Origin of the sequence: Amycolatopsis sp. NPDC059027 (assembly GCF_042739735.1) — a bacterium.
In the GTDB taxonomy this organism is placed as follows: domain Bacteria; phylum Actinomycetota; class Actinomycetes; order Mycobacteriales; family Pseudonocardiaceae; genus Amycolatopsis.
The window spans coordinates 72,648-90,422 of the sequence record NZ_JBHYIK010000006.1 but is presented as its reverse complement, the minus strand read 5'-3'; the positions used below and the strand labels follow the sequence as shown (position 1 = coordinate 90,422).

Annotated in this window: 2 protein-coding genes; both read right to left on the bottom strand. The window is 70.8% G+C overall.

Annotation, left to right across the window (positions count from 1 at the left end):
- Positions 1–24 precede the first annotated feature (24 nt).
- Positions 25–240 carry an MbtH family protein gene (locus ACFWY9_RS06100; RefSeq protein ID WP_378327294.1) on the bottom strand — a complete coding sequence of 72 codons (216 nt, stop codon included), beginning with the start codon at positions 238–240 and terminating at the stop codon, positions 25–27.
- On the bottom strand, positions 237–17,774 hold the full coding sequence (locus ACFWY9_RS06095; RefSeq protein WP_378338279.1) for an amino acid adenylation domain-containing protein: 17,538 nt from the start codon (positions 17,772–17,774) through the stop codon (positions 237–239). The genes ACFWY9_RS06100 and ACFWY9_RS06095 overlap by 4 nt, the downstream gene beginning before the upstream one ends.
- Position 17,775: the final 1 nt, after the last annotated feature.

Genomic DNA, 17,775 nt, shown 5'->3' with positions numbered 1-17,775 from the left:
GGGGCATCCTCCTGGGAGTTTCGGTCAGCGGCTTTCGTCCATGGCGCGGATCAGGCTCGCCGGCCGCAGATCGGTCCAGTGCCGCTCGACGTAGTCCAGGCAGGCCGCACGGGTGTCGTCGCCGTGCGCCACCGTCCACCCGGCGGGCACGTCGGCGAAGGCGGGCCACAGCGAGTGCTGCCCCTCGTCGTTGACCAGCACCTTGAAGGTGCCGTCGGCGTCGTCGAACGGATTCGTCATGAGTTCCCTTCCCGTCGGTTCCGCGCCACGGCGCGCAGTTTCCGTTCCAGCACCGGGCCGATGACCGCCAGCGAGTCCGGCAGTGTCATGCCGATGTGGTCACAGGGCACCGGATGTACCTCGGCCGCCCGCTTCAGGTATTCGGCCCAGGCGTCGGCGGTGAGCACGTCCGGCTCGTCCTCGGCGACGAACAGCAGGGTGTCGACCGCGATCGGTTCGTGCCGGAGCCTGCCGATGATGTCGGCGTTGTTCCGCATCACCCGCATCAGCGCGGTGACGTGGTCCTCCTCCAGGCTCGCCAGCACGATGTTCCGCTCACGGGCGATCTCCTGGAACCGTTCGTGGGTCAGGGTTTCCCCGGCGAGCCCCTCGGCGCCGATCCCGAACGCGGCGAGCATCCGGGTGTAGGCGCCGGTGCGGTCCATGTCGCGGGCCACCGCGAGCTCCTCCGGCGTCCACGGTTTGGCAGGGCTCGCGTCGAGCAGCACGAGCAGCGCGACCTCCTCGCCGCGGCGTTGCAGCTCCGCGGCGATGGCGTGCGCCACCATCCCGCCGAACGACCAGCCCAGCAGGTGGTACGGGCCTTCCGGCTGGACGCGGGTGAGCTCGGCGATGTAGTCCCGCGCGACCTCCTCGACCGAACGCGGCAGCGCGGCCTCGTCGGCGAGGCCGCGTGACTGCAGCCCGTACACCGGGAACTCGGGGCTCAGATACCGCAGCAGCCCGGAATAGGTCCAGCTCAGCCCGCTGATCGGATGCACGCAGAACAGCGGCGGCCGGGTGCCGCCCCGCCGCAGCGGCAGGACGACGTCGAACGCGGTGTCCTCGCCGCCGCCCTGGATCCGCTGCGCCAGACTGTCCACTGTGGCCGCTTCGAAGAGCGCGCGGACCGGGAGGTCCGCCCCGAGCACCGCCTTGATCCGGCTGACCAGCCTGGTCGCGAGCAGCGAATGCCCGCCGAGGTCGAAGAAGCTCTCGTCGACACCGACGGTGGCCCGGCCGAGCATCTCCGCGAACAGTCCACAGAGGACTTCTTCGACGGGGGTCCTCGGCGCGCTGCCCGCGGTCGCGGGCAGCTGGTCCGGCAGGGCGTCCCGGTCCACCTTGCCGTTGGCGGTCAGCGGGATCTCGTCGATGGCGAGGATCGCCGACGGCACCAGGTAGGCGGGCAGGCGTTCGGCGAGCCGGTCGCGAAGGCCGGTCAGCAGCCTGCCGGTGGAGCGCGACCCGACGGGGTTGCTGGCCAGTGCCGTCAGCGGACGCCCTGCCGGTGCGCGGTGGACGCCGGTCAGCGGCCCGTCCTGATCGCCGGGGAGCACGATCGCCTCGTACGTGCCGGGGTCGTCGGGCGACCAGGTCGTCACGACGCGGTAGCCGCTCCGCTCACCCCAGGCGTGCAGTTCTTCCGGGTCGGCGCCGTGGCCGTTCTTCAGCCGCAGGCGGATTTCGTCGAGGGACAGGTGCCGGGTCAGTGCCCTGGCTGCGGCCAGTTCCCCGGTCAACCGGGGATTCGGGATGCCGACCAGCCGCACCGGCACTTCGACGTCGGACAGTTCGTCCAAGCCCGTGAACTCCAGCTCCGGCAGCTCCGCCACCGACAGCACATCGGCCGGATCGCGATGAATAACCACCTCGTATCGGTGCCGGGTCAGCTCGTTGTGCGCTGAACCGCGCTTGAGGCGGATATCGACACCCGCAGAATTCTCCTTGGCCCACAACGAGAAGAAACCCGGATCGAGCACGAGTTCCTTCTCCAGCAGCACAGCCTGGTCAACGGAGGCGCGCAACCGCTCGACGGAGTCCGCCCGCCCGGCCTGCACCGCCGTATGCAACGCCCGCACCGTCCGCTGATGCCGGACATCACCCACGAAAATCCGGCCGCCCGGTGCCAGCAATTGCAATGCCCCGTCCAGAACCCGCTTCAGGTAGGCGCCATCCGGGAAATACTGGACGATCGAGTTCAGCACCACCACATCGAAAAACCCCGTCGGCAACCCCGAAACATCATCCGCGGGCTGACACCGCAACTCCACATTCCCAGCGTCGACCTGCTGCCGGAGCCGCTCGATCACCGGAGCCGAGAAGTCCGTCGCCCAGTACTCGTCCACCTGCTCCAGCAGCGGCCCGAGCAACAGGCCGGAGCCGACGCCGATCTCCAGAATCCGGCGGGGCGCGGATTCACCGATCCGTTCGACGGCGGCGGCGCGCCAGGACTCCATCTCGTCCAGTGGAATCGGCTCGCCCGTGTAAGAACTGTTCCACCCCGTGAAGTCCGAACCCAGCTCCGTGCCGTGCTCGGCCCCGTACATCGTGTCGTAGACATCGCGCCACTCATCGACCTGCGCGTCTCCGGCGTCCGTGTCGGTTTTGGCTTCCGGGACGACATAGGCGACCAGCCGCTCGGACCTGGCGAGGACGAAGGCCCGCGAGACTTCGGGCTGATCGAGCAGCGCGGCCTCGACCTCTCCGGGCTCCACCCGGAAACCGCGCACCTTGACCTGGTCGTCCGCCCGGCCGACGAATTCCAGCTCGCCACGCCGGTTCCACCGCACCACGTCCCCGGTGCGGTACATCCGCGTGCCGGGCACGCCGAACGGATCGGGCAGGAACCGCACGGCGGTCTGCCCCGGACGGCCGAGGTAACCGCGGGCCACCCCGTCGCCGCTCACGTACAACTCACCGGCGACACCGGGCGGTACGAGACTCAGACGCTCGTCGAGGACGTAGACGCGCATGGCCTCCATCGGGACCCCGATCGGGACCGTCCCTTGTGGAGGGTTGTCCCGCGTCATCACGTGCCGCGTCGCGAACGTGGTCGTCTCCGTCGGACCGTAACCGTCGACGACCGTGAGCCCCGGGTGGGCGTCGAGCAGCTCGCGAACCGCGTCGGGCGACACGACGTCACCCCCGGCCCACACCTGCTCCAGGGCGGCGAAACAGGCCCGATGCTGCTCCACCATCAGGCTGAACAGCCCGGCGGTGAGCCACAACCCGGTGACACCGCCGTCGGTGATGGTCCGCGCCAGCACCGCGGCGTCGAATTCTCCCGACGGCGCGAGGACCAGCGTTCCGCCGTGTGCCAGCGGAACCCACAACTCGTACGTCGACGCGTCGAACACCTGCGGTGAATGCACCAGAACCCGCCGATGCGCCCCACCCCAGCAGCCGTCCAGAACGAGACCCGCGACATCGGCGTGAGTCACCGCCACGCCCTTCGGCACACCGGTGGACCCCGACGTGAACATCACATACGCCAGGTTCCGGGGATCGACGGCGATGCCCGGGTCACTGGCCGGAAGGCCGGTCACGTCGGGCAGTTCGCGCAACGTCAGCACTGGGGCCACGTCGTCGATCAGGTCGCTGATCCGCTCCGCGGGATACGACGGATCGACCGGCACGTAAGCACCACCGGATTTCACCACCGCGAGGATCGCGACGACCAGGTCAACCGACCGCTCCAGCACCAACGCGACCCGGGACTCCGGACCAACACCCCGGCCAACCAGCCAATGCGCCAACCGATTCGCCCGAACATCCACATCCCGATAGGACAGCGCAACCCCACCGGACACGACGGCGACCGCGTCCGGAGCACACTCGACACGCGCACGGAACAACTCCGGCAGGGTGGCACCGATCGGTTCCGGGGCGGGCGGGAGCAGCCGCACCCGTTCCGCCGGGAAGAGGATTTCGGCTTGGCTGATCGGTTTCTCCGGGTTCGCGGCGAGAGAGCGGAGCAGACCGACGAAGCGGCGTGACAGCTCTTCGACGGTTTCCCGGTCGAAAAGTTCCGTCGCGTATTCGACCATCCCCGTGATACCCGCGGGCGCACCGGATTCGTCGAATTTTTCGGTGAGGCTGAAGAAGAGGTCGAACCGGGAGGTGTAGGTGGGAGCCAGCTCCAGATCTGCCTGGAGGCCCGGGAAGTCGAAGCGGGCTTCTTCGTTGTTCTGCAGGGCGAGCGCGATCTGGAACAACGGATGATGCGCCGACGAACGACGAGGATTCAACCGCTCCACCAACAACTCGAACGGCACATCCTGATGCTCATACGCACCCAAACTCACCTCACGAACCCGACCCACCAACTCCACAAAAGACGGATCCCCCGACACATCCGAACGCAACACCCACGTATTCACAAAAAAACCCACCAAATCATCCAACCCACCATCAGTCCGCCCCGCAATCGGCGAACCAACAGCAACATCACCCCCACCACCCAACCGCGACACCAACACCGCCAACCCAGCCTGCAACACCATGAACAACGACGCACCCACACCCCGAGCCACCACCCCCAAACCACCCACCACACCCACATCCACCCCAAACCACACCGTGTCGCCCTCATACGAGGCGACGGCAGGGCGCGGCCGGTCCAGCGGCACGGTGGATTCGTCGGGCAGTCCGTCGAGCCGGTCCGTCCAGTACGCGACCTGCCGGTTGAACAGGCTGTCCACATCGGACTCATCGCCGAGCAGGGAACGCTGCCACAGCGTGTAGTCCGCGTACTGCACGGGCAGCGGCGCCCACCCGGGCACCACGCCGTCGCGGCGAGCGGTGTAGGCCGTCACGAGGTCCCGGGCCAGCGGGCCCATCGACCAGCCGTCACCGGCGATGTGATGCACCAGCACCAGCAGCACCGACGTCGACTCATCGACCTCGAACAACGTCGTCCGGATCGGGATCTCCCCCGCCAGATCGAACTCGTACCGCGCCGCCACGCTCAGCGTCTCCGTGAGCTCGGTCTCGGTGGTCCGGTCGAGCCGCAGGGACGGCCTGTCCTCGGTGACGAGCTGGCGTGGCTTGCCGTCGATCTCGGGGAACACGGTCCGCAGCGACTCGTGCCGTCCGACGACGTCACCGAGTGCCGCCTCCAGTGCCTCGCGGTCCAGCTCGCCGGTGAGCCGCAGGGCGAGCGCGATGTTGTAGGTCGCCGACGGCCCCTCCAGCTTGTGCAGGAACCACAACCGCTGCTGCGCGAACGACAGCGGCAGCACCTCGGGACGTTCCCGCGGTACCAGCGCGGGCCGCTCCGATCCGCCGTGCACCCGCTCGGCGAGCAGTGCCACGGTGTCCGCCTCGAAGAGCGCGCGCACCGGCAGGTCCACCCCGAACACCGCCCGGATCCGGCTGATCAGCCTGGTCGCGAGCAGCGAATGCCCGCCGAGGTCGAAGAAGCCGTCGTCGACACCGACCGTCGGTCGTCCGAGGATCTCCGCGAACAGTCCACACAGGACTTCCTCCTGCGGGGTGCGCGGGGCGCGGCCGGTGACGTGGTGCCTGCCGGGTTCAGGGAGGGCCGCCCGGTCCACCTTGCCGTTGCCGGTCAGCGGGATCTCGTCGATCGCGAGGATGGTGGCCGGGACGAGGTAGTCCGGCAACCGTTCGGCGAGCCGGTCCCGCAGCCGGGCCAGCAGGTGGCCGGTGGTCCGGGAGCCGAGCGGGTTGTTCACCAGCGCGGAGCGGGGCCGTCCGCCGTCGGGGTACCGGTACACGCCGGTCAGACGGTCGTCGTTCCCGGCGGGGAGGAGGACAGCCTCGTAGGCGGCGGAATCGTGCGGTGACCAGGTCGTCACGACGCGGTAGCCGCTCCGCTCGCCCCAGGCGTGCAGTGCTTCCGGGTCCAGCCCCGTCCTGGCGCGCAGGCGGGCCCGGACATCGTCGAGGGGCGCGTGCCGGGTCAGCGCCCTGGCTGCGGCCAGTTCCCCGGTCAACCGGGGATTCGGGATACCGACGACCCGCACCGGAACCTCGACGTCACCCAGTTCGTCCAAGCTCGTGAACTCCAGCTCCGGCAACTCCGCCACCGGCACCACATCGGCCGGATCGCGATGAACAACCACCTCATACCGATGCCGGGTCAACTCGTTGTGCGCCGCACCCCGCTTGAGCCGGATATCGACACCCGCAGAATTCTCCTTGGCCCACAACGAGAAGAACCCCGGATCGAGGACAAGCTCCTTCTCCAGCAACACAGCCTGCTCAACAGACGCGCGCAACCGCTCCACCGACTCCGCCCGGCCCGCCTGCACCACCGTATGCAGAGCACGCACCGTCCGCTGATACCGGACGTCACCCACGAAAATCCGGCCACCCGGCGCCAGCAACCGCAACGCCCCATCCAGAACACGCTTCAAGTAGGCACCGTCCGGGAAATACTGAACAATCGAGTTCAGCACCACCACATCGAAAAACCCGGCCGGCAACCCCGAAACATCATCCGCGGGCTGACACCGCAACTCCACATTCCCAGCGTCGACCTGCTGCCGGAGCCGCTCGATCACCGGCGCCGAAAAGTCCGTCGCCCAATAGGACTCGACATCATCCAGCAACGGCCCCAGCAGCAAACCAGAGCCGACACCGATCTCCAGAATCCGGCGGGGCGACGACTCCCGGATCCGCTCGACCGCGGCCGCCCGCCAGGACTCCATCTCGTCCAGTGGAATCGGCTCACCCGTGTAAGAACTGTTCCACCCCGTGAAGTCCGAACCCAGCTCCGCGACCCGCTCGGCCCCGTACATCGTGTCGTAGACATCGCGCCACTCATCAACCTGCGCGTCTCCCTCGCCCGTGTCGGTCTCGACTTCAGGGACGACGTAGGCAACGAGCCGGTCTTCCCGCGCGACGACCACGGCCTGCGCGACCTCGGGCTGATCGAACAACGCGGCCTCGACCTCTCCGGGCTCCACCCGGAAACCGCGCACCTTGACCTGATCATCGGCCCGGCCGACGAACTCCAGCTCGCCACGCCGATTCCACCGCACCACGTCCCCTGTGCGATACATCCGCGCACCAGGGACGCCGAACGGATCGGCCACGAACCGATCCGCCGTCAGGCCGGGGCGGCCGAGATAACCCCGTGCTACCCCGGCTCCGGAGACGTACAGCTCGCCGGGGACGCCCGGGGCCGTCAGGCGCAGGCGCTCGTCGAGGACGTAGACGCGCATGGCCTCCATCGGGGCCCCGATCGGGACCGTCCCTTGTGGAGGGTTGTCCCGGGTCATCACGTGCCGGGTCGCGAACGTGGTCGTCTCCGTCGGACCGTAGCCGTCCACCACGGAAATCCCGGGATACGTGTCGAACAACCGGCGGACCGCTTCGGGCGACACGACGTCGCCGCCGGTCCACACCTGCTCCACCGCCGCGAAACAGCTCGGGTGGTGCTCGGTCATCAGGGTGAAAAGCCCGGCCGTGAGCCACAACCCGGTGACGCCGTGCTCGACCACCGTCCGTTCCAGCACCGCCGCGTCGAATTCACCCGGAGGCGCGAGCACCAGCGCTCCACCGTGCACCAGCGGAACCCATAACTCGTACGTCGACGCGTCGAACACCTGCGGCGAATGCACCAGAACCCGCCGATGCGCCCCACCCCAGCACCCGTCCGACACCAGCCCCGCGACGTCCGCCTGGGTCACCGCCACGCCCTTCGGCACACCCGTCGACCCCGACGTGAACATCACATACGCCAGATTTTCCGGCAGTACCCGGACGTCCGGATCGCTGCCGGGGAAGCCGGACACGTCCGGCAGTTCGCGCAGTACCAACACCGGATCGGCGTCATCGAGCAGGGCGCTGATCCGCTCCGCGGGGTACGCCGGATCGACCGGCACATACGCACCACCCGCCTTCACCACCGCCAAAACCGCGACAACCAGATCAACCGACCGCTCCAGCACCAACGCGACCCGGCACTCCGGACCGACACCCCGGCCAATCAGCCAATGCGCCAACCGATTCGCCCGAACATCCAAATCCCGATAAGACAGCTCAACCCCACCAGCCACCACAGCAACCGCGTCCGGAGCACACCCGGCACGCGCACGAAACAACTCCGGCAGCGTGCGAACGGGAGCGGGCAGCACCGGGGTGGCGGTGAGACGCGCACTTTCCCCCGGCGTCAGGATTTCGACGTCGTTGATCGAGCGGTCCGGGTTTTCGGCCAAGGCCCGCAATACCCGGAGCCAGCGTTCGACGAAATCCTCGACGGTCTCCCGGTCGAACAGTTCGGTCGCGTACTCGACGGCGCCCGCGAGGCCGCCGTCCGGCGTTTCGGTCAGGTTCAGGAACAGGTCGAACCGCGCGGTACCCGGCAACGCCGTCTCCGGCCGGACGTCCAGTCCCTGCAGCGTGAACCGCGGTTCTTCGTTGTTCTGCAGGGCGAGCGCGATCTGGAACAACGGATGATGCGCCGACGAACGACGAGGATTCAACCGCTCCACCAACAACTCGAACGGCACATCCTGATGCTCATACGCACCCAAACTCACCTCACGAACCCGACCCACCAACTCCACAAAAGACGGATCCCCCGACACATCCGAACGCAACACCCACGTATTCACAAAAAAACCCACCAAATCATCCAACCCGCCATCAGTCCGCCCCGCAATCGGCGAACCAACAGCAACATCACCCCCACCACCCAACCGCGACACCAACACCGCCAACCCAGCCTGCAACACCATGAACAACGACGCACCCACACCCCGAGCCACCACCCCCAAACCACCCACCACACCCACATCCACCCCAAACCACACGACATCCCCGGAATACGAGGCCACCGCGGGCCGGGGACGGTCCAGCGGAATCGTCACCTCCTCCGGCAGACCGGCCAGTCGCTCGGTCCAGTAGGTGACCTGCTTGGCGAACAAACTGTCCACATCGGACTCGTCACCCAGCAGAGACCGCTGCCACAGCGTGTAATCCGCATACTGCACCGGTAGCGGCGCCCAGCTGGGAGCGGTCTTCACGCACCGCGCGGTGTAGGCGTTCACGAGATCCCGGGCCAGCGGGCCCAACGACCAGCCGTCACCGGCGATGTGATGCACCAGCACCAGCAACACCGACGTCGACTCATCCACCTCGAACAACGTCGTCCGGATCGGGATCTCCCCCGCCAGATCGAACTCGTACCGCGCCGCCACGGCCAGCGCCCCGGCGAGGTCGTCCTCGCCGACCCGCTCGGTCCGCAGCGACAGCCCGGTGTCCAGGATCCGCTGCCACGGACGCCCGTCCCGCTCGGGGAACACGGTCCGCAGCGATTCGTGGCGCGCGACGACGTCGTTGAGCGCCGCTTCGAGCGCGTCCCGGTCCAGCTCCCCGCTCAGGCGCAGCGCCAGCGGGATGTTGTAGGTCGGCGACGGCCCCTCGAACTTGTGCAGGAACCACAACCGCTGCTGCGCGAACGACAGCGGCAGCACCTCGGGCCGCTCCTGCCGCACCAATGCCGGGCGGGCGGCGTCCCCCGTCGACAGCCGTTCGGCGAGCCCAGCCGGTGTCGGCGTCTCGAACAGCGCCCGCACCGGCAGTTCGACCGCCAGCGCGCCGCGGATGCGGCTGATCAGCCGGGTCGCGAGCAGCGAATGCCCGCCCAGGTCGAAGAAGTCGTCGTCGACGCCCGCCGACGGCACGCCGAGCACCTCGGCGAACAACCCGGCCAGGATCTCCTCGTGCGGCGTCGACGGCGCCCGCCCCGCGGCCACCGGCGCTTCCGGCGACGGCAGCGCCGCGCGGTCCAGTTTCCCGTTGGCGGTCAGCGGAATCGCCGGGACGCGCAGCACCACCGACGGCACCAGGTGTTCCGGGAGCCGCTCCCGCGCGTACCGCCGCAGCGCGCCGACCTCCGATTCGCCGGAGACGACGTAGGCGGCCAACCGGTTGTCGGCCGCGATCACCACTGCCTGCGAGACGGCAGGATGCGTGCGCAGCACGGCTTCCACCTCGCCCGGTTCGATCCGGAAGCCGCGCACCTTGACCTGGTCGTCGGCCCGGCCGACGTACTCGAGCCCGCCGTGCCGGTCGCGCCGCACGACGTCACCCGTGCGGTACATCCGGGAACCCGGCGCCCCGAACGGATCCGCCACGAACCGGCTCGCCGTCAGGCCGGGACGGCCGAGATAGCCCCTGGCTACACCGGCCCCCGCCACGTACAGCTCGCCGGCGACACCGGGCGGTACCGGGCGCAGGCCCGCGTCGAGCACGTAGGCCGCCAGATCCGGCAGCGGCTCCCCGATCCTGCTGGCCGTCGCCGCCGCGGCCGAACCGCGGTCCAGCTCCAGGTAGCTGACGTGCACGGTGGTTTCGGTGATCCCGTACATGTTGACCAGCAACGGGGCCCGGTCCGGATGCCGCTCGTACCAGGCGGCGAGCCGGGACAGGTCCAGCGCCTCCCCGCCGAACACGATGGTCCGCAGGGACGACGGCAGCGGAGTCTCGCGCTCGGCCTCGGCCAGCTGGGAGAACGCCGACGGCGTCTGGTTGAGCACCGTTACCCGCTCGCGGGCCAGCAACCGCACGAACCGCTCCGGTGACCGGCTGACCTCGTGGGACACCACGACCACGGACCCGCCCCAGGCCAGCGCGCCCCACAGTTCCCACACGGAGAAGTCGAACGACGCCGAGTGGAACAACGTCCAGACGTCCTCGCGGCCGAACCGGAACCACAGCTGGGTGACCTCCAGCAACCGTGCGACATTGCGGTGCGGTACCACCACGCCTTTGGGCGCGCCGGTCGATCCCGACGTGTAGATCACGTACGCGGCTTGACCGGGGTCGCCCGGCACACCCGGGTCCGTGCCGGGATACGCCTCCAGTGCCGCCCGCACCTCCGGCGCGTCGAGCACGACGGCCCCGGGCACCGCCGTCGCCGAGATCGCCAGCACCCGGCTCGGGGCGGCGTCGTCGAGCAGGTACGTGATGCGCGCGGCGGGGTAGTCCGGGTCGACCGGGACATACGCGGCCCCGGCCTTGAGGACGCCCAGGATCGCGGCGACCAGTTCGGCCGACCGCGGCAGCAGCAGGGCCACCCGGTCTTCGCGACCGATCCCGCCGTCGAGCAGCAACCGGGCCACGCGGTTGGCCCGCGCGTTCAGCTCCGCGTACGTCCACCGGGTGTCCCCGGACACGATCGCGACGGCGTCCGGCCGCTCCCGCACGTGTTCCTCGAACAGTTCCGGCAGCAGGCGTCCGGCGGTGCCGGGCCCGGGCGGGGCGAGCAGGGCCGCCCGTTCCCGCGGGGCGAGGATGTCCGCGTCGCCGATCGCCGCGGCGGGGTCGGCGGCGACCGCGCGCAGCAACCGCTCCCAGCGGGCTACCAGCGTCGAGACCGTCTCGGCGTCGAAGATGTCGGTGGCGTACTCGACCAGGACCGACACCCCGTCGGGCTCGCCGTCCGCGCCGGTTTCCTCCGTGACGCTGAAGAACAGGTCGAACCGCGACGTCCGGGTCGACGCGACGTCGAGGCTCGCGGTGAGACCCGGCGGCCCGAACCGGCCGCGCTCGTTGTTCTGCAGCGCCAGCGCCACCTGGAACAGCGGGTGATGCGCGGTGGAGCGCTGCGGGTTGAGCAGCTCCACCAGGTACTCGAACGGGACGTCCTGGTGCGCGTAGGCCGCCAGGCTCGTCTCGCGGATCCTGGCCAGCAGCTCGGTGAACGACGGATCGCCCGAGGTGTCCGCGCGCAGTACCAGGGTGTTGACGAAGAAGCCGATCAGGTCGTCGAGCGCGTCGTCGGTCCGGCCGGCGACCGGCGCGCCGAGCGGGATGTCCGTCCCCGCGCCGAGCCGGGTGAACAGGGCGGCCAGCGCGGCCTGCAACACCATGAACACCGTCGCGTCACCCGAGCGCGCGAGGTCGACGAGCCGCCCGTGCAACCCGGCGTCGAGGGTGAACCGGGCCAGGTCGCCGGCATAGGACGACACCGCGGGCCGCGGCCGGTCGAGCGGGAGGTCGAGCTGTTCGGGGATCCCCGCCAGCCGATCCGTCCAGTACCCGACCTGATCGGCCAGCAGACTTCCGCGCTCGTCGAGCAGGTTCCGCTGCCACAGCGTGTAATCCGCGTACTGCACCGGCAAGGGTGTCCATTGTGGACGTTCGTCGGCTCGGCGGGCGGTGTACGCGGTGGTGAGGTCCCGCGCGAGCGGGCCGACGGACCAGCCGTCGCCCGCGATGTGGTGCAGCACCACGACCAGCACCGACCGGTCCGCGCCGAGTACGCAGAGCCGCGCCCGGAGCGGGATGTCGGTGGCCAGGTCGAACCCGCGGGTGGCCGCCCGCGCCACCGCGTCCTCGACGGTGTCTTCGGTGACTTCGACGACATCGAAATCGAGGGACACGCTTGCGGCGTCGAGGATCTCCTGGTGTGGTTCGCCGTCCACGTCCGGGAAGACCGTGCGCAGGCTTTCGTGCCGTCCGACGACGTCCTCCAGCGCCTGGCGGAGCACCCCGGCGTCCACTTCGCCGGTCAGCCGGAGCACGAGCGGGATGTTGTAGGTGGCGGACGGACCTTCCAGCGCGTAGAGGAACCAGAGCCGCTGCTGTGCGAACGACAGCGGCACGACCTCCGGCCGCGGCACCGGCACCAGCGCCGCGCGGTCGCGGCCCGGATCGCCGAACCGCCCGGCCAGCCCGGCCACGCTGGGCGTTTCGAACAGCGCGCGCACCGGGATCTCGGTGTCGAGCACGCTCCTGATCCGGCTCACCAGCCGGGTCGCGAGCAGGGAATGCCCGCCCAGATCGAAGAAACCGTCGTCGACGTTCACCGACGCGAGGCCGAGGAGCTCGGCGAACAGCCCGCACAACAGCTCTTCGCGCGCGGTGCCCGGCGGACGCTCCCCCACCGGAGCGTGTTCGGGGTCGGGAAGGCGGGTCGCGGCTGTCGTCACCACGGCGTCCGGCGTCAGGTAAGCGGGCAGCTCCGCGCGAAGCGCCTCGAGCGCGGCGTCACCTTCGACGACGACATAAGCCGCCATCCGCCCGTTTTCCCTTGGCACCACTACGGCCTGGGTGACGCCGGGGCGGCGGCGCACCCACTCGGCGGCCACGTCGAGCCGCTCCCGGCTGTCCCAGTCGCCGGTTCCGGCCTGCCGCACGACCGTCCGCCGGGGCCTGGGCACCAGACCCCGCAGCACCACCGGGAGCTCGCCGGACGCGGCACGGTCCCGCAGCGCGGCGAGGTCCACGTCGACCGGCGCGACCACCGTCTCGGCCACGCCCAGCGCGCGGTCGAACAACGCCAGCCCGTGCTCCTCGGTCATCGCGGTGATGCCGGACCTGTTCAGCTGCACCAGATCCGCCTCGGTGAGACCGCCGGCGGCCACCGTGCGCCAGAGCCCCCAGGCGAGGGAGACCGCGGGCAGGCCGAGTGCGCGGCGATGCGCCGCCAGCGCGTCGAGGAAGGTGTTCGCCGCCGCGTAACCCGCCTGGCCCGCGTTGCCGATGATCCCGGAGAACGAGGAGAAGAGCACGAACGCCGCGAGGTCCCGGTCCGCGGTGAGTTCGTGCAGCTGCCAGCCCGCGTCGACCTTGGGGCCGAACACGCCCGCGAGCCGGTCCGGCGTGATGTCGGCCAACGGCGCGTCGTCGATGAGGCCGGCCGTGTGGACGACGGCGGTCAGGTCGGGAATCGACGCCAGCACGCCGGCCAGCGCGGCCCGGTCGGACACGTCGCACGCGACGACCCGCACCCGCGCTCCCAGCGCGGCGAGTTCGTCTCGCAGCGTTTCCGCGCCCGCGGCCGCGAGGCCCCGCCTGCTCACCAGGACCAGGCCGCGCACCCCGTGCCGCTCCACGAGCCGGCGTGCCACCAGCGAGCCGAGCGCCCCGGTGCCGCCGGTGACCAGAACCGTTCCCGCCGAAGGGAAAGCGACGTCGTGCGCCTCGGCCGCCTTGGTCACGCGCGGGACGTACCGCCGCCCGGCACGGACGGCGAGCTGCGGCTCGTCCCGGTCCAGCGCGACCGCGACCGCCCGGCGGACGTCGTCGGCTCCGGCCCGCCGGTCGACGTCGACCAGCAGGAACCGGCCCGGATACTCCGAGGCCGCCGAGCGCACCAGCCCCCACAGCGGGGACATCGCGAGATCACCCACGACGCCGTCTCCGGCGGCGACGGCTTCCCGCGTCACCACGACGAGCCGTCCACGCTCGACGGCAAGGGTTTCCTGGGCCAGCCGCAGCACCCGCCGCGACACGTCATGTGCCTGACCGGTCACGTCGCCGTCCGGGTCGCCGAAGCACGGCAGGACCGTGACCGGCGAGTGCTCGTCCGAGCCGAGGCCCCACGGGTCGTCGCCGGGAACCCGCCACCGGCCGGGCTCGGGAGCCTCGCCGGACAACGGCATCCAGCCGGGCCGGTACAGCGAACCGCTGGCCGCGGGAAGCGCCGCGGGGCGCGGGACGACGGAGTCCACGGTCAGCACCGGGGTGCCGGACTCGTCGGTGACCAGCAGCGCCCCCGCTCCATCCACAGTGGACACATCGGTGGTGTGGACACGGACGACGGCGGCGCCCGCCGCGCGCAGGTCCACGCCGGTGAACGTGACGTGCCCGCCGAAACGCCGTAGCACGGGACCGAGCAGTGCCGGGTGGATGCCGAACGCGTCCGCGGACCGGTCCCCGGCCAGCTCGACGGCCTCCCCCTCGCCGTCCGGCTCGGGCACCCCGGCCCGGCCGGTGCCCGCGCTCAGCACACCGGAAGCGTGCCGGACCCAGTCCTCGCCGCGCCGGGCGTGCACGGCGATATTCCAACGGCCTTCGCCGTCCGGGTCCACCGCGATGTGCAGTTCGACCGGACCGCCCGCCTCGACGGCCAGTGGTGTCTCGACGGTCAGCTCGTCGATCCGGTCGCAACCCGCCCGGTCGCCGGCGGCGATCGCCAGCTCCAGCAGGACCGCCCCGCCGTCACAGCCTGCCAGCCAGGGCTGCTCGCCCGGCGAGAGCCGCCCGGTCATCGTCCAGCCTTCGCCGTCCGGGCGCGGGATGACGGTGTCCAGCAGCGGATGGCCGTCGGCGTACCGTCCGGTGGCCTTCGGCGCGGGCCGCGTCCAGAACGACCGGTGCTGGAAGGCGTAGGTCGGCAGGTCCACCGCACGCGCCCCCGGCACCAGCGCGGACCAGCCGACGGCGCCGCCCGCGACGTGCAGGCCCGCGGCGGCCGACAGGAACTGCCGCAGTGAACCGTGCCCCCGGCGCAGCGTGCCGGTGACGGTGGCCTCGGCACCCGCGGACGCGGCGATGTCGCGGACGGCGTTGCCCAGCACCAGATGCGCGGACGGCTCGACGAACACGTCGTAGCCGGCGCCGAGCAGCAGCCGGACGGCCGGATCGAACCGGACCGGCTGACGCATGTTGCGGTACCAGTACTCGGCGTCGAGCGCGGTGCCGTCCACGGCGGCCACGTCCACAGTGGAATAGAACGGGATTTCCGCCGGGCGCGGGGTGATGCCCGCCAGCGCCTCCATCAGCGGTTCGTACAACACCTCCACGCGCGGCGAGTGCGAAGCGTACGCGGCGGAGAAGGTACGGAAGTCGATCCCGTCGCGGGTGCACCGCGCGGCGAGTTCCTCCAGCGCCGGGACGTCACCGGTGATGACCGTCGAGTCCGGCCCGTTCACCACCGCGACCCACAGCCGGTCCGGCCACTGCCGGAGCATGGCCTCGACGCGGTCGGCGGGCAGCGGCAGCCAGAGCCCGCCGCCCGCGCCCGCCAGCCGCGAGGCGATCTTGCTGCGCAGCGCGACCACCTTCGCGCCGTCCTCGAGGCTGAGCGCGCCCGCGACGCACGCGGCGGCGATCTCGCCCTGGGAATGCCCGAGCACCGCGGCGGGCCGTACCCCGGCCGACATCCACAGCTCGGCGAGCCCGAGCATGACCGCCCACAGCACGGGCTGGACGACGTCCACCCGCTCCAGCGATTCGCCGTCGCCCGCCAGCACGTCGGTCAGCGACCAGTCCACATAGGACTCCAGCGCGGCGGCGCACTCCTCGATCCGCGCGGCGAACACCGGCGACGACGCGAGCAGTTCCTTCGCCATGCCCGCCCATTGCGCGCCCTGGCCGGGGAAGACGAAAACGGTCTTGCCGACGTCACGGGCGAGGCCTGTCACCACGTTCGCGCCCGCCTCGCCCCCGGCCAGCGAACGCAGCCCGGCGAGCAGTTCCCCGGTGTCCGCGCCGAGCACGACCGCACGGTGCTCGAACGACGACCGGTGCTCCGCGAGCGAGAAGGCCACGTCCCGCGCCGGCTGCGCCGCCACCGGCTCCGCGAGCCGATCCGCCTGTGCCCGCAAGGCTTCCGGCGTCTTCGCCGACACCGGCCACGCGAGCGCCACCGGCGGCGCGGCAGGCGCAACGGGCGCGGGCGCCTCGGCGGGAACCTCCTCCAGGATCACGTGGGCGTTGGTGCCGCTGATGCCGAAGGACGACACCGCGGCACGGCGCGGCCGGTCGGCCGCCGCCCACGCGCGGCCGGACTCCAGTACCCGCACACCGCCGGAGTCCCAGTCGACGTAGTCCGAGGGCGCGTCGACGTGCAGGGTCTTCGGCAGCCACCGGTTCCGCAGCGCCAGCACCATCTTGAGCACCCCGGCCACGCCGGCGGCGGCCTGGGTGTGCCCGAGGTTGGACTTGACCGACCCGAGCCACAACGGGTTTTCCGGCACCCGTTCCCGGCCGTACGTCGCCAGCAGCGCTTGCACCTCGATCGGGTCGCCCAGCCGGGTTCCGGTGCCGTGGCCCTCGACGACGTCGACGTCGCCGGTGCCCAGTTCCGCGTCGGCCAGCGCGGCGCGGATCACCCGCTCCTGCGCGGGACCGTGCGGCGCGGCGAGGCCGTTGCTGGCGCCGTCGGAGTTGATCGCGGTGCCCCGGATCACCGCCAGCACCGGGTGCCCGGCGGCGCGTGCCCGGGAAAGCGTTTCCAGCACCAGCATCCCGGCGCCCTCGGCGAATCCCGCGCCGTCCGCGGCGGCGGCGTAGGCCTTGCACCGGCCGTCGGCGGAGAGCACCTGCTGGCGGGACATCTCGATCAGGTTGTTCGGTGTCGACATGACCGTCGACCCGCCCGCGAGCGCGATCGAGCACTCGCCCCGGCGCAGCGCGCGGACCGCGAGGTGCAGGGCCACCAGCGAGGAGGAACACGCCGTGTCGACGGTGAGCGCGGGGCCCTCCAGCCCGAGCAGGTAGGACAGCCTGCCGGACACGACGCTCAGCGCGTTCCCGGTCAGCACCTGGCCTTCCAGCTCTTCCGGGATCTCGCGCGGCGCGTAGTCGCCGACGCTCGCACCGACGAACACCCCGGCGGGCGTGCCCCGCAGGTCGCCGGGCCGGATGCCCGCCGTTTCCAGTGCCTCCCAAGCGGTTTCCAGCACGAGCCGCTGCTGCGGGTCCATCGCCGCGGCCTCCAGCGGGCTGATCCCGAAGAACGCCGCGTCGAATTCGCCCGCGGCGTCGAGGAACCCGCCGCCCCGCGCGTGGCACCGGCCCGGCTCGTACGGGTCGGGGTGGTAGAGCTCGTCGAGATCCCAGCCACGCCCGGCGGGCATGCCGGTGATCACGTCCCGTTCCCCGGCGACGACCTCCCAGAGGTCCCGTGTGTTCGCGACGCCACCGGGATACCGGCAGCCGGTACCGACGATCGCGATCGGCTCGCGGGTCCCGGCGGTCAGCTCCCGGTTGCGCACGCGAAGTCGTTCGTTCTCCTTCAGCGCGGCCCGGAGGCCCTCGACCAGCTGGTCGGCAGACGCGGTCATG

Bases quoted from the DNA above. Each gene is read 5' to 3' on its own strand.
- ACFWY9_RS06100 (WP_378327294.1), bottom strand. From the start codon at position 240: ATGACGAATCCGTTCGACGACGCCGACGGCACCTTCAAGGTGCTGGTC.
- ACFWY9_RS06095 (WP_378338279.1), bottom strand. From the start codon at position 17,774: ATGACCGCGTCTGCCGACCAGCTGGTCGAGGGCCTCCGGGCCGCGCTG.